Origin of the sequence: Runella limosa DSM 17973 (assembly GCF_000482465.1) — a bacterium.
GTDB lineage: Bacteria > Bacteroidota > Bacteroidia > Cytophagales > Spirosomataceae > Runella > Runella limosa.
Genome location: NZ_KI519422.1, coordinates 143383 through 161912 on the forward strand (window position 1 = coordinate 143383; position 18530 = coordinate 161912).

At 44.3% G+C, this 18530-nt stretch carries 15 protein-coding genes; 5 read left to right on the forward strand and 10 right to left on the reverse strand.

Annotated features, from left to right (window positions below):
- Positions 1 to 4: 4 nt before the first annotated feature.
- The gene (locus K339_RS0118560; protein ID WP_037301077.1) at positions 5 to 487 is read right to left on the reverse strand and encodes a RidA family protein; all 483 of its coding nucleotides are present in this window, start codon (positions 485 to 487) and stop codon (positions 5 to 7) included.
- Positions 488 to 655: 168 nt separating this feature from the next.
- Here K339_RS0118560 and K339_RS0118565 point away from each other — a divergent pair, with 168 nt between their 5' ends.
- Positions 656 to 1786, forward strand: a complete 1131-nt coding sequence (locus tag K339_RS0118565; protein ID WP_229598770.1) for an FAD-dependent oxidoreductase — start codon at positions 656 to 658, stop codon at positions 1784 to 1786.
- Here the strand turns inward: K339_RS0118565 and K339_RS0118570 are convergent.
- The 3 genes from K339_RS0118570 to K339_RS0118580 form a co-directional block, all read right to left on the reverse strand.
- Positions 1783 to 2187, reverse strand: a complete 405-nt coding sequence (locus K339_RS0118570) for a GNAT family N-acetyltransferase (protein WP_051398133.1) — start codon at positions 2185 to 2187, stop codon at positions 1783 to 1785. The two genes, K339_RS0118565 and K339_RS0118570, sit on opposite strands and share 4 nt — an antisense overlap.
- A gap of 46 nt (positions 2188 to 2233) precedes the next feature.
- Entirely contained in the window at positions 2234 to 3010 is a 777-nt protein-coding gene (locus K339_RS0118575; RefSeq protein WP_028524948.1) for a tetratricopeptide repeat protein, read from the reverse strand.
- 63 nt (positions 3011 to 3073) lie between these two features.
- On the reverse strand, positions 3074 to 4450 hold the full coding sequence (locus K339_RS0118580; RefSeq protein ID WP_051398105.1) for a DEAD/DEAH box helicase: 1377 nt from the start codon (positions 4448 to 4450) through the stop codon (positions 3074 to 3076).
- Positions 4451 to 4549: 99 nt separating this feature from the next.
- On the opposite strand from K339_RS0118580, the gene purQ reads away from it, so the two are divergent.
- Positions 4550 to 5236, forward strand: a complete 687-nt coding sequence (gene purQ, locus K339_RS0118585) for a phosphoribosylformylglycinamidine synthase subunit PurQ (RefSeq protein ID WP_028524950.1) — start codon at positions 4550 to 4552, stop codon at positions 5234 to 5236.
- Positions 5237 to 5292: 56 nt separating this feature from the next.
- Here purQ and K339_RS0118590 read toward each other — a convergent pair whose 3' ends face one another.
- The 5 genes from K339_RS0118590 to K339_RS0118610 form a co-directional block, all read right to left on the reverse strand.
- Entirely contained in the window at positions 5293 to 6198 is a 906-nt protein-coding gene (locus K339_RS0118590) for an SdiA-regulated domain-containing protein (RefSeq protein ID WP_051398106.1), read from the reverse strand.
- 105 nt (positions 6199 to 6303) lie between these two features.
- Entirely contained in the window at positions 6304 to 7296 is a 993-nt protein-coding gene (locus K339_RS0118595; protein WP_028524952.1) for a c-type cytochrome, read from the reverse strand.
- Positions 7297 to 7443: 147 nt separating this feature from the next.
- Entirely contained in the window at positions 7444 to 8385 is a 942-nt protein-coding gene (gene fcl, locus K339_RS0118600) for a GDP-L-fucose synthase (RefSeq protein WP_028524953.1), read from the reverse strand.
- Between the two features lie 68 nt (positions 8386 to 8453).
- A complete protein-coding gene (locus tag K339_RS0118605; RefSeq protein ID WP_028524954.1) occupies positions 8454 to 9224 on the reverse strand; it encodes a LytR/AlgR family response regulator transcription factor in 771 nt (256 codons plus the stop codon).
- A 72-nt stretch (positions 9225 to 9296) separates the two neighbouring features.
- The gene (locus tag K339_RS0118610) at positions 9297 to 10328 is read right to left on the reverse strand and encodes a sensor histidine kinase (protein ID WP_028524955.1); all 1032 of its coding nucleotides are present in this window, start codon (positions 10326 to 10328) and stop codon (positions 9297 to 9299) included.
- 180 nt (positions 10329 to 10508) lie between these two features.
- Here K339_RS0118610 and K339_RS0118615 point away from each other — a divergent pair, with 180 nt between their 5' ends.
- Positions 10509 to 11036 (forward strand): gamma carbonic anhydrase family protein, encoded by a 528-nt coding sequence (locus K339_RS0118615; RefSeq protein ID WP_028524956.1) that lies wholly within the window; start codon positions 10509 to 10511, stop codon positions 11034 to 11036.
- Positions 11037 to 11112: 76 nt separating this feature from the next.
- A complete protein-coding gene (locus tag K339_RS34110) occupies positions 11113 to 15753 on the forward strand; it encodes a WD40/YVTN/BNR-like repeat-containing protein (protein ID WP_037301083.1) in 4641 nt (1546 codons plus the stop codon).
- Positions 15754 to 15757: 4 nt separating this feature from the next.
- Here the strand turns inward: K339_RS34110 and K339_RS0118625 are convergent, their stop codons facing one another.
- Positions 15758 to 16339, reverse strand: a complete 582-nt coding sequence (locus K339_RS0118625; RefSeq protein ID WP_028524957.1) for a Uma2 family endonuclease — start codon at positions 16337 to 16339, stop codon at positions 15758 to 15760.
- Positions 16340 to 16425: 86 nt separating this feature from the next.
- Between K339_RS0118625 and K339_RS34115 the strand changes: the two genes are divergently transcribed.
- Positions 16426 to 18492, forward strand: coding sequence for a S9 family peptidase (locus tag K339_RS34115; protein WP_037301086.1), 2067 nt, complete (start codon positions 16426 to 16428; stop codon positions 18490 to 18492).
- Positions 18493 to 18530: the final 38 nt, after the last annotated feature.

Here is an 18530-nt window from a genome sequence, read left to right on the forward strand (position 1 = left end):
TACGCTATGGAAACACTGCTACCAGTTCGATTTCGATGAACTTGTCGGGGTGGGTAAGTGCCATGATGCCCAACGTGGAGCGGGTTGGTTTGGTAGGGTTTTCTTTGGTACCAAAATACTGAGCATAAGCGTCGAACCAACCTTGATAATCGTGTTTGTTGCCCTTAAAATGGTCGGGAGTAACATAAATACGAAGCATCAGGACGTCTTTAAACGTAAGCCCTTTTGCTTTTACAGCTTTCTCAAGGTTTTTTAAAATATTGATAGCCTGCGTTTTAGTATCTCCAAAACGGGCGTAAGAGCCCTCAGCCGCAGTGCTGTCGGCTACTCCTGCGGTGACGCCACTTGTCCAGAGGAGCTGTTTCCCCGCAGGCACCACTGCCCCCGACGAAATAGGGGAGCTAGGGCTTCCATAGAATGAAACGGTTTGAGCAATGACTGAAGACGTAAACAGGCTGAGAAAAAGTAGAAGTAGAGAAGGTTTCATTGGGGCTAAAATTGGAGTGAATGGATAAAAAATTGTACGTTTTTTATTTATAAACAAAATAAAATTTTTTGTTTATCGAAAATAACAATAAAATCATTTGAGATGCTTGGGTAAGATGTTATTTTTGTTTGGCCGCAACCACTGTCTAACTTTTCACACACTTCGACTATGATGAATCGTCGTCATTTTATCAGTGCGGCTGCCCTAACGGGGATGGGAGCTGCGTCAGCGATGGCCAGCTGTGCAACAAAACCCAGTACAAATACTACCTATCACTCGATTCCAAAACTGAAACTTTCACTTGACCGCATTGTCAAAGAGACTGTGGGGTTACGTCCTTTTCGGGCATCAGGGCCTCGAATAGGCAAAGAAGAGCTGGGTTCAAAAACCATTGTACACAACTACGGACACGGCGGGAGTGGCTGGTCGTTGTCGTGGGGAACGGGGAACATGGCCCGTCAGTTGGCATTAGCAACGGGCGAGAAAAAGATAGCGGTCATTGGTTGTGGGACAGTAGGATTAGCTACCGCTCGACTGCTCCAAGAAAAAGGGTGTGAAGTAACGATTTATACCAAAGATTTACCTCCAAATGTCACGAGCAGCGTAGCAACTGGAACGTGGTCGTCCGCTTCGCGAGTGTGCGATCCCAAAGTGGCCAAGCCAGAATTTAAACAGCTATGGGAGGAGGCTACTCGTTTTTCGTTTCGTACGTTTCAGTTTTTATTGGGAATCAATGACATAGCGATGTGGGTGGACGAATACAATGTATTTCCCGAGCGCCAACTAGGTTCTACCGATTTGGCGCAGGGCGGAGAGGCGTTTCATTTATCAGGTTTGATTCCCGAACGCCAAGAGCTTTCATCCAAACAGCACCCATTTAAGGATAAATACGTTAGTTGGCGTTCCAACATGATGTTTAACATTCCAAGTTATTTGCACCACCAAATGAGCACGTTTGTGATGTTGGGAGGGAAAATTAAGGTGCATGAAATCAAGAAGTTGGAAGATTTGGATGCTCTGCCTGAAAAATGTATTGTCAACTGCATGGGATTAGGGGCTAAACCCATTTTCAACGACGAAGAGTTGACCCCGATTTCGGGGCAATTGGCGTGCCTGATTCCGCAACCCGAAATTAATTATAAGCTTACCACCAAAGGCGCGAGCATTATTGCCCGCAAAGACGGTATTTATTTGGGAGGCAACGGTCTTGTGGGCAATTGGGATACCACGCCCAAACGCGAATACACCGAGAAGTTTGTGGACGTACTTCAGCAGTTAATGAAAGAAATGAAGAGCTAGAGCGTAGTGCTCATTTTGACGTACGGAATGGCTCCTTTGTGAAAAATTTCACCTTCGGGTTTCATGCCAAAGCGTTCGTAAAAAGGTTGGGCATCGAGGCGAGCGTCGCACCAAAGTGTAGAAGCTCCTGCGGATTGTGCTCGTTCAAAAGTGGCTTTCAGTAATTGGCTGCCAATGCCCTTGCGTTGAAAGTCGGGATGGGTGGCAAATTTTCGGAATCGCGCGATTTTGTGTTCATCCACAAACAACGAAATGACCGAAACCAGCTTTTCATCCAAAAAATAACCCAAATGAATGCCTTGTTCATCGTCGGGTACTTTTACAAACTCAACGGGCTTGTCAGGCCATAATACTTGGTGGCGAAGTGGGTAGGTTTGAGTGGGCGAAATTTCCTGAATCATAGGTAATAAAAACAATTGAGGCACCATTGTTAGTGGTGCCTCAGTGTTAATTTTGTGTGCTAAATATTCCCTGCGGGTCACATTTTTTGGCCAGCAGTTCTCTCATAAACTCGTAGTCGAGCAATTCAATATCGAGTAGCCTTGTCTTATGAAGATTAGCCCATGCAGCGTCATAGTTGCCTTTATGAAATTCCAAGACCGATAGTTTAAGATAAACATTGGCCGAAGCGGAATCTAATTTTGAAGCCCGTTTTAAGATTTGTTCGGCTTCGATAAGTTCCCAATTTTCTTTGGTTTCTTTGAAGTGAATCAAATCAACGGTGGCTAAATCCACCAACAATCCCACGTTGTTCGAATCAATATCAGCTCCTTTGCGAAGCATTCTTTCGGCATCGGTGAGGTGTCCTTTTTGGAAACAAACGACGCCTAGTCCCCAAAAACAATCGCTGTTTTTGTTGTCGAGCAAATAAGCCAAATTAAAACGATAACAAGCCGTATCCAAATCGCCTTCTTGCAGGTATTCCCACCCTCTTGCCGAGAAAAATTGGCTTGCTTCGGCGCGGTTGGTAAAGTTTTGATCACACTCGCTCAGAAAATTAATCTCAAACTCGATGTGTTCAATGCTCTTGCTGGTTTCCCCAAAAAGTGGCATTAAGTGAAGATTCTTCACCACGGTAGTGGCCTCGGTTGAGCTTTTTGTGCTTGTGTCGGCAGGTCGGTTGCTACTTACAAATTGCATCGTCTGCGCCTCGGCCCAAAATGGAACCAACATCACCACTAATGACCCAATAACTAATTGACTAAATGACAGTATCTCTTTCATCGCTACCTTCTCGTCGGAACGTCATTGAAAACGCTCATTGTTAATCTGTTATTGTATGGACTGTTACTTTTTTCGTCGGTCGTACTTTTTATGCTTCTTTGTGGGTGTGGATGTCTTCTTTGTGGGCTTCGAATTTACAACTTTTTTGTTTTTCTTTTCATGAAAAGCACCCTTAAATGTGGGGTCTTCTTTTTTACGTTGCGCGTCGATTTCGCGTAAATATTCCTGTTGTTCTTCAAAAGGCGTTTCGGGAACGTCAATTTCGGCAGGAAGTGGCGCGCGCGGAATCTTCATCCGAATAATTGTTTCGATTTTGGCAATGTGATATTCGTCCGCAATCGTCATAAACGTAATCGCATTTCCTTCCTGATTGGCTCGGCCTGTGCGTCCAATGCGGTGGACATAATCTTCGTAAATCAGCGGCACGTCGAAATTAATTACGTGGCTTACCTGAGAAACGTCGATTCCTCGAGCCGCTACGTCGGTGGCAATCAGGAGGCGAACGTTGCCATCTTTAAAAGCCTCCATCGAGTTGATGCGCGTATTTTGGCCTTTGTTGGCGTGAATAACGCGTACCTCTTCTTCATTAACGACTTTACGCTTCAAAAACTTATAAATATTCTCCGCAGTTTCGCGAGAGCGGGCAAAAATGATGACGCGCTGAAACTCCTCGGCATGTTGGGCAAAATGTTCTACGAGGTTGATTTTAGTCCTAAAATTAGGCACCTCGTACATGACCTGCTCCACCCGCGAGGCAGTGGTAGCCTGAGGCGTTACTTCAACGCGTACTGGGGCTTCGAGGAAGTTTTCGGAAAGCCGTTCTACTTTGGGAGGAAAGGTCGCCGAGAACAATAAATTCTGGCGTTTGCGCGGAATCACCTCCAAAATACGGTTGATTTGGGGCATAAAACCCATGTCCATCATCTTATCGGCTTCGTCGAGGACGAGTACTGAAAGTTGCTTAACCCCAATTTCACCTCTCAGGTACAAATCCAAGAAGCGCCCTGGGGTCGCGACGATGATGTCTATCCCTTTTTGAAGTGTTTCAATTTGGGTTTTGGGGCCGAGGCCGCCGTATAATGCCAAATGGCGCAAGTCGGTATATTTGCCTAACTCCGCAACGGCAGCATTGATCTGCATCACTAGCTCGCGCGTAGGAGCCAAAATAAGCGCACGAGGTGTTTCTCCTTGCGCGTATTTGATTTTCATTAGGATAGGCAACAAATAAGCCGCTGTTTTTCCCGTGCCCGTTTGGGCAATTCCTAGCACGTCATGGCCTTGCAATACCAGCGGAATCGCTTTCTCTTGGATGGGCGAAGGCGTCTCGTAACCTGCATCGGCGATGGCGTTGAGAAGTTGGCGGTTGAGGTTAAATTCTTCGAAAGTCACTATAAAACGATTGTTTGTATTGTCTTTTAACGTACTCCTTTTGAAATACATTCAAAGTTACGTGAAGTTTTGTTATCAATCACCCACTGAAAACCGTAACTTTGCAGCAGCAAGTTAATCACTCATCTGCTCAATCTATTCGATTATTCTATGAAATTCGGCGTAGTAGTTTTCCCTGGTTCCAATTGCGACGATGATACCGTGTACACGCTGCGGGTCAATTTAGGACAAGAAGTTATCAAACTCTGGCACAAAGACCACGACCTTCAAGGTTGCGATTTTATCATCTTGCCAGGTGGATTTTCGTACGGCGACTACCTTCGTACGGGCGCTATTGCGCGTTTTTCGCCCATTATGAATGAGGTTATTGCCCATGCCAATCGCGGAGGTTACGTGATGGGTATCTGCAATGGTTTTCAGATTTTGGCTGAAGCAGGGCTTGTACCGGGCGTATTGCTCCGCAACAGTTCTCAAAAATATATTTGCCGTAATGTGTATTTGCAACCTCAAAGCCAATCGGCATTGCTGACAGCTGGCTTGGAGCCTAAAGCCTATAAAATTCCGATTGCGCACGGTGAAGGACGTTATTTTGCAGATGCCGATACGCTCAAAAGCCTCAACGACAACGACCAAGTGTTGTTCCGTTACTGCGACGAAAATGGCCTTATCACAGATCTCGCCAACCCGAACGGTAGTTTGGAGAATATTGCGGGCGTCACCAACGCGGGTAAAAATGTATTCGGAATGATGCCTCACCCTGAGCGTGCTTCAGACGAAGCGCTGGGTAATATCGACGGGCGTTTTATTTTGGAACAACTCGTAGCAGTAACTGCTTAATATATAGACCTATGAGGTTTTCAAAACCTCATAGGTCTTGGCTTTCGGGCGTTTTTTTATGACTTCTTTGGCGAAAATTTGAGCAGATAACCATCCTTGCCATCGCCTTCGCTCGAAATATAAAGCGTACCATCGGGTGAAAAACAAATGCCTTCGGGTTGGCGATACAGCGTAGGGTCGAGCGGGATGTTTTGAAGTAAGCCACCTTCACGTGTCATGACAATAAGCCGATGCCCCGCCGAACTTAGCAAATATACTTCGCCCGTTTTAGGGTGAAACGCAATCCCTGAGGGTTTAAAATCACGTACTTCTTTGCCTTTTAACCCAAATCCTTCGAGATTTTTTTCTGTTATTTCTTGCTGCTGATAAACGGCGCGGCGTTTTAAGTCAAACGAATAAATGACCTTTCCCTCTTCTTTTTTGTCCTTTTTGAGGTTTTCTTTCACCGCCAACCATAACCTTTTGGTAACAGGGTCGTAGGTCAGACCTTCAACATCCAGTTTTTTAGGCAGATTGGTTTCAATGTCGCGGGTTTCTTTGCTCCCCATCGTAAAATTGAGCAGTTTTCCATCGCTGCGTAAGACGTAGATTTCTCCTTCGGCCACTTCTACCCCTTCGTAGTCGCCAGGTTTGTCAAAAAGATGCTTTTCAACAATGTCTTGTTTAGTCAAGTCATAGACAAATACTTCGCCTTTCTCGTCTTGGACGCACAGCAGTTGGTTGTCTTTGTAAAATGACAATCCAGAAATCTCGCGTAAAACTTTCGGAAGGTCGTAGCGCTGAGTAGGTGTGGCAAAGTCGTAGGTAAAAGTTTCGACTTCTGTGGTGGTGGTTGCGTCGTTTTTTTCTTCTTTGGGAGTACAACCCACGAAAGCGCTGAGGAGGACTGCTAGGCCGAAGAAATAGCTGGTTTTTTTGGTCATGGCGGTGTTTTTGAGCCAATATACAAAAAACTTCGGCATTCAAACTAGGTTTTAAGAAATATAGGAGTGGGGTTTCTCAAAACCCCACTCACAACACTGTTAGGTTTTGGGGTATGAGTACCCCAAACCACTTATTAAGTAGGGCTAGCGCATTGAGATTGTATTGGCTTTAAATTTGGCAGGAATGGCATTTTTGACGGGCTTCAACGACATGAAGTAGGCGTACATGGCCTCCAAATCTTTCGGTTCCATACCACCGTACATCGTCCAAGGCATCATGGTTTGAAATTCTCCCGCAGCTACTTTATGAGGTTTGTAAGAACTGTCAGCATAGGCCCTAAAACGTGCTACAAACGACTCTTTGGTCCAGCTACCAATCCCCGTTTCTTTGTCAGGGGTAATATTAGGCGTAATGACCGTACCCGTAGGCATTGGAAACTCACGACCTCCAGAAAACATCTTTTCCGCAATAATTTGACCATTTTCTGCGGGAGTATGGCATTCGGCACAACCTGCCATATGCACCAAGTATTTTCCAGTGGCTACCAAGTCAGTTTCAGCGGGGCGCTTGCCTGGTTGGGCGTTTTTGGGAATGGTGTTTAGAATAAAATTAAACGGAAAATCGGCTTTTGAATCAGCAGGTTTGTTGTCGATGGCAGGAAGCGTGCGCAAATACGCTACAATACTTTTGGCATCTTCGTCGTCCATGCTGCTATAATAAGGATAGGGCATGACAGGGAAGAACGCGTGGCCGTCGCGACTTACTCCCGTGGTGATGGCGCGGTAAATTTCGCCGTCGGTCCAATTGCCGATACCAGCAGGCGTGATGTTTTTGGAAGTAAAAACACCTGGGAAGCCCATTGTTTGGTCAAAACGTTCGCCTCCTTTGCCAAGCGTACCAGCTATTACAGGCCCAGAAAACAAGCTAAAGTCGCGCGTGCTGTGGCAGTCCATACATACAGTTACGTGGTTGGCGAGGTATTCTCCGCGTTTGACGCGTGCAGGCGTGGGTTCGATTTTCATGTCACTGGCAGCGTCCACATTGGGAAGAGCAAATTTTACGTAGGCCATTACGCAAAGCAAACCAACAACGGCAACGCCCACGACGATGCCGAGAACTTTGAAGAGTTTTTTCATACTACGAGAAAATGAGTTAGAGGTTTAATAAAGTTGGGTAAAAAAATAACGTACCAAAAATACACTTTTCTCTCTCAAATAGGCTACTGAAATTTAGCAAGCGGTCATAAAAAATAAGACCCGCAACTTGCGGGCCTTAAAAAGCTGTTAAACAGCGTATTCTTCTAGTTTTTGGAGAAAATCTTGGTAGGTGATTCGGACACCTTCTTCGAGGTTATAGCGGTGTTTCCAACCCATGCTGTGTAGCTTCGAAACATCCATTAATTTGCGAGGAGTTCCGTCGGGTTTATCGGTATTCCAACGCAATTCGCCCTCGTAGCCAACGGTGCTTTTGATTAACTCTGCCAAGTTTTTAATGGTAATATCTTCACCTACTCCGATGTTGACAAATTGTTCACCGTCGTAGTTTTTCATTAAGTAAACGCAAGCATCGGCCAAGTCGTCGGCGTGGAGAAATTCGCGCAAAGGAGAACCTGTTCCCCAAAGCTCTACGAAGGGCTTATTGTCAACTTTTGCCTCGTGAAACTTGCGAATCATTGCAGGGAGTACGTGCGAATTGTTCAAATCGTAGTTGTCGTTGGGGCCATACAAGTTGGTCGGCATCACCGAAATGTAATTGCGACCGTATTGTTTACGGTACGACTCGCACATTTTGATACCCGCAATTTTGGCGATGGCATACGGTTCGTTGGTGTATTCGAGTGGCCCCGTAAGGAGCGAATCTTCTTGGAGCGGTTGGGGGGCCAATTTAGGATAAATGCAAGACGAGCCCAAAAACATCAACTTTTCCACACCTTCCACGTGAGCACTGTGGATAACGTTGTTTTGAATTTGTAAGTTTTCGTACAAAAAATCAGCGCGGTAAATATTATTTGCCATGATACCACCTACTTTGGCTGCGGCCAAAAACACATAGTCAGGTTTTTCGGCGGCAAAAAAGTCAGCCACGGCTTGTTGGTTGCGTAAGTCTAACTCGCGCGATGTGCGCACGATGATGTTTTGATAGCCTTCTGATTCCAAACGGCGTACCAAAGCCGAGCCTACCATTCCTCGGTGGCCTGCTACGTAGATTTTTGCATTTTTTTCCATACCACAAAAATAACTAAACCTAATGAGGTTTCACAACAGAGCTATAAGGTTTCTAAAACCTTATAGCTCTATTCTTCAAACCACACCCGAAAACTTGCGGCACGGTCTTTACTGATGACTATTTCATCTTTGGCAGGAATAGCTAAGAGAAGCTCGATTTTACCCGAGTAATGCGTACGATAGCTTTCGATAGCGTCTTTTCGGACGATGTACTGACGGTTGGCGCGTACAAACTGAACGGGGTCAAGGAGTTCTTCAATTTCGTCGAGTGATTGGTAATCAGTAATGAGGCGTTGGTGGTCGGTGGTCACTAGCCAAATGACTTCATCACGGACAAAATAGGCAATGCGGACATCAGCCACCGCGACTACCGAGCGTTGGTGGTGCGCCGTAAAACGGTGTTTGTATTTCTTTTGAGAATGAGGTTTTAAGTCATTTAGTAAGTCTTGAAGTTGTGAAGGGAAATAGTCGGAGGGGGTTGTTTTTTGCCAACGCTGAAATTTATCAAAAGAGATTGTAAGTTCTTGTTTATCAATGGGTTTTAATAAATAGTCGATGCTGTTGAGCTTAAATGCCCGAATGGCGTATTCGTCGTAGGCGGTTGTAAAAATGATGGGGCAATTGAGTGCTCGTTCCTGAAAAATGTCGAAACTAACGCCATCAGCCAACTGAATATCAGCCAAAATTAAATCGGGTTCAGGATGCTCGTCAAACCACTTTAACGCATTTTCGACACTAGCCAAAGGCCCATGCAGCAGGGCGTTGGGCTGTAGCTCCCTCACGAGTTTTTCGATATTTTTGGCTACCAAAGGCTCATCTTCAATGATTAGAATGGTCATGGAGAATAAGGTGATAATTTGAAAATTGAGTAATTTGAAAATGAGAAAAATGGGGTGGTTCTTCAAACTTCGTTATTCAATCAGCGGGACGTAGGCGACAAATTTTCCGTTAAGCTCAATGGTCTCAAATGAGCTATCGGTAAGAAAACCATACAGCGTTCGGAGGTTTTGTAAGCCAAGTTTGTTGGAGGTTTCGACTCTCTTTTTGAGTTGGAGGTTGTTTTCTACTTTCAGGTAAGCCCCATCCGTACTGATGCGAATCGTCAGGGGGCGTTCTTGGCTGATGACGTTATGTTTGAGCGCATTTTCAATTAAAATTTGTAGGGTAACGGGAACAATTTTTTTGTCATAACTATCAGATTGAATCTGAAAATCAATGAATAACGTGCTTTCAAAGCGTGTTTTGAGTAAAAAAACGTAATTTTTGATAAACTCTAACTCCGTTTGGAGCGACACCAACCCTTTGTCTTTGTGCTGCAAAACATATCGGAAGACCTTGGACAATTGCTGTAAAAATTGTCGTGCAAGCTCGGGACTATCTTGGATAAGGCTATCGAGAGAAGTGAGGCTATTGAACAGAAAATGAGGGTTTAACTGATTTTTGAGGTTGTCGAATTGCACTTGGGCTTTTTCTTTTTCGAGTTCGGCCGCTCGCAGCGCATTTTCGCGCCATTTACGAAACAAATACTCCGCCAAGTGCAGTACATTCAATAAAACTACCACTACAAATTGGGCAAAATAACCCGCTACTTGTGCCAAAGTCGTGTATTGTTTGTTGATAATATCTTCAAAATTAAACAAGTTTATTACCCGCCACATGACAAACCAAGAGAGCATATAAACCACGCCAAAGGTGATTAATACTTGAGGAATAATGCGTAAAAAAATGCCACGTTCATACGGGAAAACTTTGTCTAAGTAACGGTGAAATTGACTAAAAAATCCCCATGAAACAGTCATCATACTCCCCGAAATCAGCATCAAAATAAAGTTGATGTGCCATTGGATGCCAAACACATACCATCGCATGATAAAAGACAAAAAAAGCAAAACGGCGATTACCGTGGCTATAATGCGGGTTTGGGGAGAAAGTTTAGAGAACATTCGGGCTATTTTTTACCAAAGGAAAAAAGTTGAGAGCTAACCCGCAATAGTTGGTTTATGAAGGCGCCAAAAAACGACTGGAAACGGTATATTTGCAGTATAAGTAGTTAACAAATAGCTGTCACTGAAAAGGCAGGCCTGCTAACTCGACACGCTAAATTCTTAAATTCGACATTCATTATGGCACTTATTAAATCTGTTCGCGGACTTTCTCCCAAATATCCTTCAACGTGTTGGTTTGCTGATAATGCAACAGTAGTGGGAGAGGTGATTATGGGTGAGCATTGTACCGTTTGGTTCAATGCCGTTGTTCGCGGTGACGTCAATACCATTCAAATGGGTGATTACGTCAATATCCAAGACGGGGCAGTCATTCATTGTACGTACCAAAAAACAAAGACGATTATCGGAAACCACGTTTCTATCGCCCACAATGCTATCGTCCACGGCTGTACGATTGAAGACAAAGTGCTGATTGGAATGGGAGCCATTGTGATGGACAATGTACACATCGGAACGGGCTCTATCATTGCCGCAGGCGCAGTAGTGACGCAAGGTAAAGTCATTCCTCCAGGAACGATTTGGGCAGGAAACCCCGCCAAGTACCTCAAAGATGTTACCCCTGATTTAGGAGAAGTATTTATGCGCACCGCCAATAACTACGTGATGTACGCGGGGTGGTTTAGGGAAGGGGAGGAAACAGTTTAGATAAAAAAGCCTCTTTCATAACTAATTACTGATTGATAGAATTCCATGTTTTATTATACCATCTTAAAAAATAGATATGAGAATTCACTTGCTATTTTTCTTGTTTTCTGTGGTTTGGAGCGCTGCTGTGTATGCCCAAAGTACGTTTGAACTGACAGGTCCTGAAAGCACTTGTGCTGGGGCTCCTATCACCCTCACGGCCACTAACTGCACAGGAAGCCTGCTCTGGAATACAGGTGCAACAGGTACTACTATTACCGTCGCACCTACGGTAACAACCACCTACCACGCTACCTGTACGGCCAATGAAGTGACGACTCTATCGAGTATTTCGCCAATTGTGCAGCCTGTTATCACAGTAAGTTCTAACACTGGACAGTGCTTTACACCAGGTAACACCACTCTTACCGCCAGCGGAGCGCCGAATGGTTCCTCTTTGGTGTGGCGAAAGGATGGAAACATTATTGATGGGGTATCAGGTACTACGTACACCCCCACCCAAGTAGGTAGTTATACTGCTGAACTCCCTCATCAAGGAGAGTGGGTATTTCAAAGCCCTCTCCCTCATGGGCATAATTTTAACGATATACACATGGCTGATGCCAATGTAGGAGTCGCCGTGGGCGATTTAGGCATAATAGAGCGTACTACCGATGGCGGTATTACTTGGAATCCAGCTAGTTCTCCTACTACTAATAATCTTTTAAGTGTTCATTTTATTAATGCTTCAGTCGGTTGGATTGCTGGGGAATACATTCTTTTAAGAACTACCGATGGCGGATTAAGCTGGAATAGTGTGAATAATGTGGGCATAAGTTATGGCGGATATTATGAAGAGATTACGTTTATAGATGCCAATAATGGTTGGATAGTAGCCAATTCTCCTTTCGGTACTCTTTTGAGAACCACCAATGGGGGGGCTACATGGACTATCCAAAATACGGGTATGTACCACCAAAGAGATATTCACTTTGTCTCTTCCTTGGAAGGGTGGGTAGTGGGATTCGACACGCCTAAAAAGACTACCGACGGCGGGAGAACGTGGAAGACTATGAATCTGGGAGAGGCAGGTAAGCTGAATGATGTATTTTTTGTTTCATCTACTCATGGTTGGATTATTTCTGATGATAAAGTATATCGAACTACCGATGGAGGAAATACGTGGAGTTCAAGTTCCAATGGAGGCTCTTCAGTCTTCTTTACAAGTACAATGGAGGGGTGGTTAACGTCTGGAAACGCTATTTACAAGACCATCAATGGGGGGATAACTTGGGAAATCTCTAATCAAGACTCCTCGCCATTGCAAGCTATTTATGCCAGTAGTACAACTAATGTTGTTGCAACGGGCATTGCTGGGACAATCCTTCAATCAACAAACTCAGGCACTAGTTGGGTGAATACATTCAGCCAAACAGTTACCTCAGCTATTTCAAGCATAGAGGCAATAAATGCTACACAAGTCTATTTAGGGGCAAGAAATGGCACAGTTTATAAGACCACCAATGGAGGAAAAACTTGGTTAGCTTTAAATAGTGGTACAAGCAATTATCTAAGAAGTATTGATTTTGTGGATGCCAATACGGGCTGGGTAGTAGGAGATAGTGGGACTATTAGAAAAACAATCAATGGAGGCGCTACGTGGACGTCTCAAAATGTAGGCTCAGGTTGGAATTTTAAAAAAGTACAATTTCTCGATGCGGCGACGGGATGGATTTCGAATTATGGGACTAATATCTTTAGAACGGTGGATGGCGGAAGTACGTGGAACATTTTGAACGTAGGCTACTCCATCAACGACTTTCATTTTATAGATGCCAACACAGGTTGGGTAGTGTCGAATAATGGGGTGCAGCTTAAGACGACAGATGGTGGTCAAAACTGGGCAACTGTGCCCTCTGGTACATCCAATTATTTATCGTTAGTTTATTTTAAAGACAGCAACAATGGTTGGGTGGGTGGTGATATTCCTATGAAACACACTACTAATGGTGGTAATACTTGGGTTTCTCAGAACAGCAATGGGGATGGAGTAGCCAGTTTAAGTATGTCTTTCCCCAATGCTAACGAAGGATGGGTAACTACTTCTGCTAAAAATAGAGTCTTGAAAACCACTGACGGGGGAAATACATGGGTATGGCAACCTATTGGGCTTTATGATACATTCGCTCAAATTAGCTTTGCGGATACGCAAAGCGGCTGGGGACTAAGCCATAATGGTGTTATTATGAAATACACTAAAGTTACGACTCTTTGTGTATCCAATGCTGTAATACTTAATATGTTATCACCTGCAGCTCCGTTTATCACCAGCAATAATTCGCAAAATGTGCTTTGCAGTGGTAATAGCATTACACTTACAGCTACAGGCTGTAATGGAACGTTGCACTGGAATACAGGAGCAACGACAAGTAGTATTACCGTAAGCCCCGCTTCAACTACATCTTACAATGCCTATTGTGCGGATAGTAACGGGTGCAACGCTCAGACGTTTATGGGAGTTGGTGTTATACCGAAAGTAAGAATAGATAGTACTCTTGCTGGGACGTGCCAAATCGTCATGTTAAAGGCAGAAAATGTACCGAGTTCAACAACGATTCTCTGGAAAAAGAATGGGATACCCGTTAGTTCTGTCAATGGGCGTACCTACACGGACGCAAATGCAGGTAGCTATACTGCAGAACCAGTGGTGGCAGGAGCGTGGGTGAGTCAAACGGGTGAAATAACCCCAACTGATTTAAACAGTGTCGTTTTTCCTACTTTTTCTTTGGGGATAGCTGTGGGTAACGATGGAGTTATTTTAAAATCAACAGACGGAGGTGCTACTTGGCAAACACGTCCTAGTGGTACCAAAGAGCATCTTTCAAGTATTAAAATGGTATCATCATCAATAGGTTGGGCTGTGGGATACAGTGGTACTATTGTAAAAACCATGGATGGAGGAGAGAGTTGGGTAACCCAAAACTTGAATTCTGAAGGCAGTATAAATGCTGCTTCGTTTGCTGATGAATATAGAGGGTGGGTGATTGCAAGTGGAAGAAATATTTATACTACAGCCGATGGGGGTAATACTTGGATAATGAAACTGAGTATATTGGGCAATGTGTTGTATGATGTAAAAGCAATATCTGGCACTACTGCCTGGGTGGCTGCTAGTCAGGGACTACTTCTCAAAACCACTGATTCGGGTAATACTTGGATGCCTGGACACTTAAATATAACAAGTGCACTAAAGGGTATTACTTTTATAGATGCTTTCAATGGCTGGATTGTAGGTGACAATAGTACTATTCTTAAAACTGTCGATGGAGGAAATACTTGGGTTCATCAAATCGCTAGCACAGTCAATAACTTGGACAAAATACAATTTATTGATTCAACTACTGGCTGGATTCGAGGTGATAGTAAAATATATAAAACAACTGACGGGGGAGTGACTTGGAGAGAAGCAAGTGATAACTCTCCTTTTGGGTTGAGAAATTTTTTTATGAAAAATGCCAATGAAGGGTTATTGGTAGGAGCAAACGGAGCCATTGCTCAAACAAGTGATGGAGCTATTACTTGGAAATCTGTAGGCGAGATTCCCCAACGTTTTTACAGGGATACTCATTTTATCAATGATACTATAGGGTTTGCTGTTGGAAATGGGGTTTTAGCCAAAACCATCAATGGAGGTAAAAAATGGACATCTCAAGCCCTTGATAATAATTACTATGATTTGTTTTTTGTAAATGATACACATGGCTGGATGGTAGGTGATAAAAACCCTGGTTTTGTCAATGGTATTTTGGCCACAACTGATGGTGGTCAAACGTGGGTACAGCAGCCAGTGGGTGATATTAATAGTTTTATTCATTTTAATAGCGTGTATTTTTTAAATACTTACATAGGATGGACTGTAAGCGATTTTGGAGGAATTTATAAAACTAATAATGGTGGATTAACATGGATAAAGCAAAATAGTCCTACCCCTCAAAACCTTAAAAGTGTATATTTCATTGATACGAACCAAGGGTGGGCTGTAGGTGAAGGTGGAGTTATCATTACTACGAATAACGGTGGCGAGACTTGGAAACATCAAATCAGTAATACTACTAGCAAGTTTACCTCTGTGCAATTTACCAGTAAGTCTAATGGCTGGGCGGTAGCTTCCGAACAAGAGGGGGTCTATAAAACTATCAATGGGGGTACGACTTGGGTCAAGCAGGATATTGACCCAAATACGTATAGTTATATTGCTGCTAATCTCTACAGTTATGATTATAATTCTCGGGTACAGTTTTTAGATCAGAATAATGGTTGGATATTGGGAGTTGATAATGCCTTTTCGACGACGGATGGTGGTATTACGTGGAAGAAATCGTATCATTTTAATACGAATACGGGTATGTATTTTACTAATCCTTCCACAGGGTGGATAGTAGGAAACAACAGAATCATGAAATTCGCATCTGCCAATACTTGTGCTTCTGACCCTCTTACAGTGACTTCGGCAGGGGTGGGAGCCCTCCAAACGGTAAGGTCGGGCAACTGGAATGAGTCCTCGGTTTGGAGCTGTGGGCAAGTGCCTGCGATTACTCAAAATGTAATTATAAAATCACCTCATGTGATTAACGTACCAGTTAGCCAATCAGCGAAGTGCAAAGATATTTTGATTGAACAAGGAGCGGTGTTCAAAGTCCCCATGGGAGCGAGCTTTGAAGCGAGTAGCTGGCGATAAAAGGCTACCGAAACACTTTCTCCAATAGTGCCTCAAATCCCTCAAAAATAACGGATTGGGCGGGGGATTGGTCGTAAATGCCACCGAGTTGGTACTGTCCATGTTCAAGGTAATAAACGTGGATTGCTTTGTCGCTGGGAATGGCAATCCAATATTCGCGAACTCCCGCTTTTTCGTACCAATTGAACTTCTCGTTGAAATCTTTTTTGTAGGTTGAGGTTGAGGTAATTTCTACAATCAAATCAGGCGCCCCTAAACAACCGTCTTCATCCAGCTTGGCATCGTCACAAATCACGCAAATATCGGGCTGGACTACCGTATAGATTTTTTCGGGGAAACGGTCATTGCCAATGGGGAGCCGCACATCGAACGGGGCTTCGAAGATAGTACATACTTTACCCTCAAAGTGCCTTCGTAACAGATAGGAAAGTTGGCCAGATACCCATTGATGCGCCATTTTGGGGGCGGGTGACATTCGGTAGAGTTTGCCTTTAATCAGCTCTACTTGCTCCTCAAATCGCCACTTCAAGTAATCGGCGTAGGTATAAGTACCGTTGGGGTCGAGGGAGTTAATGTCAGTGATCATCGCAGTTTTTTAGCAAAAATAAATTATTTCTCAAAAGTTGCCTTACTTTACGGTTTAAATCAAAAGCCGACAAATCTATTTTTTCCATGACGATACAGCCACCTAAAGCCAGCCGTAAACCCCATTCTTTAGAAATTCATAACGATGTTCGAGTTGATAATTATTATTGGTTGCGCGATCGCGAAAACCAAGAAGTAATCGACTACCTCACAGCTGAAAATGCCTACACAGACGAAATATTGGCCCCAGTGAAGGAGCTTCGAGAGGCATTGTTTGTAGAGATGAAGTCAAGAATTAAGGAGCAAGACGAATCGGTGCCGTACAAAGATGGGAATTATTGGTACTACTACCGCTACGAACAGGGCGGCGAGTACCCGATTTACGCCCGAAAGCACCAAACGCTAGACGCTGAGGAGGAAATCATGCTCAATCTCAACGAATTGGCTGAAGGGCAATCTTATTACAATGCGACCTTCCCCGAAATCTCTGACAACGAAGAAATCGCCGCTTTTGGGGAAGATACGGTGAGTCGGCGGTTATATACATTGCGTTTTAAAAACCTCAAAACAGGGGAACTGTATCTCGAGGCAATTCCAGATACTGAAGGTGGAAACTACGCGTGGGCGGCGGATAATCAGACCGTTTTTTACATCCGCAAAGACCCTGAAACTTTGCTTGGCTATCAAGTGTGGCGACACGTGTTGGGTACGTCTCCGACCGAAGATGTACTGGTTTTTGAAGAAGAAGATGACCAGTTTTATTTGGGGCTTCACCGAATGAAATCTAAAAAATACATCGCGATTTCGTCAGACCAAAATGGTATTATGACCGAGTATTTGCTACTCCGTGCCGATGCGCCAACGTCCGAATTTGTGTCGTTTTTGCCACGAAAGCGCGGTCATGAGTATTCGGTGGATCATTTTGAAGACCGTTTTTATATCCGAACCAACCTAAACGGGGCGTTTAATTTTTGTTTGATGCAAGTCGCCGAAGATGCCCACGCTGATACGACGCAGTGGAAAGTGGTGATTCCGCACCGTGAAGAAGTATATTTTGAGGGATTGGAAGTGTTTCGGAATCATTTGGTGGTGCAGGAGCGTTCGGAAGGGTTACTGCACATTCGGGTAATGGACCAGCGTAGTCACACGGAGCATTACCTCAATTTTGGCGAAGCGGCCTACTCCGCCTACGTAGGTACCAATCCCGATTTTGATACCGTGACGCTTCGGTACGGCTATACTTCGTTGACGACGCCAAGCAGTACGTTTGACTACAACATGGAGACGCGTGAGCGGGTGTTGCTCAAACAACAAGAGGTATTGGGAGAATTTAACAAAGACGATTACCAAACCGAACGTCTGTTTGCCCCTGCCCGCGATGGCGCTTTGGTGCCGATTTCGATTGTGTATAAAAAAGGATTTGTCAAAGATGGTAACGCGCCTTTGCTCCAGTATGCCTATGGCTCGTACGGTTATTCCATTGACCCGTCGTTTAGTGCAGCACGGTTGAGTTTGTTAAATCGTGGGTTTGCGTTTGCCATTTGCCACATTCGTGGAGGACAAGAAATGGGGCGGAATTGGTACGAAAATGGTAAAATGCTGCACAAGAAAAATACCTTCAACGATTTTATTGATTGTGCCCAATTTCTGATTCACGAAAATTGGACTTCGTCAAACGGCCTCTTTGCCATGGGTGGCAGTGCTGGCGGGTTGTTGATGGGAGCTGTAGCCAACATGGCGCCAGAGCTGTACCGTGGCATGGTGGCGCAAGTAGCGTTTGTGGACGTGGTTACGACCATGCTCGACGAAACCATTCCGCTAACCACGGGCGAGTACGAAGAATGGGGAAATCCAAACGAAAAGCTGTATTACGACTACATGAAGTCGTATAGTCCCTACGATAACGTAACGGCGCAAGTCTATCCTAACATGCTCGTAACTACGGGTTTGCACGACTCGCAAGTTCAGTACTGGGAACCTGCCAAATGGGTGGCCAAACTACGCGAATTAAAAACGGATACTAATTTGCTGCTCTTTCATTGCGACATGGAAGCGGGCCACGGCGGTGCTTCGGGACGCTTCAAACGCCTGAAAGACATTGCCTTGGAATATGCATTTATGCTGAGTTTGGTGAAGCTAGGAAGCGGGAATTAAAAAGGGATATTGAGACCTTTGCTTAAACGTTGAATCAT

Excerpts from the sequence above, each read along its gene's own strand:
- K339_RS0118560 (WP_037301077.1), bottom strand. The coding sequence starts at position 487 with ATGAAACCTTCTCTACTTCTACTTTTTCTCAGCCTGTTTACGTCTTCA.
- K339_RS0118565 (WP_229598770.1), top strand. The coding sequence starts at position 656 with ATGATGAATCGTCGTCATTTTATCAGTGCGGCTGCCCTAACGGGGATG.
- K339_RS0118570 (WP_051398133.1), bottom strand. The coding sequence starts at position 2,187 with ATGATTCAGGAAATTTCGCCCACTCAAACCTACCCACTTCGCCACCAA.
- K339_RS0118575 (WP_028524948.1), bottom strand. The coding sequence starts at position 3,010 with ATGAAAGAGATACTGTCATTTAGTCAATTAGTTATTGGGTCATTAGTG.
- K339_RS0118580 (WP_051398105.1), bottom strand. The coding sequence starts at position 4,450 with ATGTATTTCAAAAGGAGTACGTTAAAAGACAATACAAACAATCGTTTT.
- purQ (WP_028524950.1), top strand. The coding sequence starts at position 4,550 with ATGAAATTCGGCGTAGTAGTTTTCCCTGGTTCCAATTGCGACGATGAT.
- K339_RS0118590 (WP_051398106.1), bottom strand. The coding sequence starts at position 6,198 with ATGCCGAAGTTTTTTGTATATTGGCTCAAAAACACCGCCATGACCAAA.
- K339_RS0118595 (WP_028524952.1), bottom strand. The coding sequence starts at position 7,296 with ATGAAAAAACTCTTCAAAGTTCTCGGCATCGTCGTGGGCGTTGCCGTT.
- fcl (WP_028524953.1), bottom strand. The coding sequence starts at position 8,385 with ATGGAAAAAAATGCAAAAATCTACGTAGCAGGCCACCGAGGAATGGTA.
- K339_RS0118605 (WP_028524954.1), bottom strand. The coding sequence starts at position 9,224 with ATGACCATTCTAATCATTGAAGATGAGCCTTTGGTAGCCAAAAATATC.
- K339_RS0118610 (WP_028524955.1), bottom strand. The coding sequence starts at position 10,328 with ATGTTCTCTAAACTTTCTCCCCAAACCCGCATTATAGCCACGGTAATC.
- K339_RS0118615 (WP_028524956.1), top strand. The coding sequence starts at position 10,509 with ATGGCACTTATTAAATCTGTTCGCGGACTTTCTCCCAAATATCCTTCA.
- K339_RS34110 (WP_037301083.1), top strand. The coding sequence starts at position 11,113 with ATGAGAATTCACTTGCTATTTTTCTTGTTTTCTGTGGTTTGGAGCGCT.
- K339_RS0118625 (WP_028524957.1), bottom strand. The coding sequence starts at position 16,339 with ATGATCACTGACATTAACTCCCTCGACCCCAACGGTACTTATACCTAC.
- K339_RS34115 (WP_037301086.1), top strand. The coding sequence starts at position 16,426 with ATGACGATACAGCCACCTAAAGCCAGCCGTAAACCCCATTCTTTAGAA.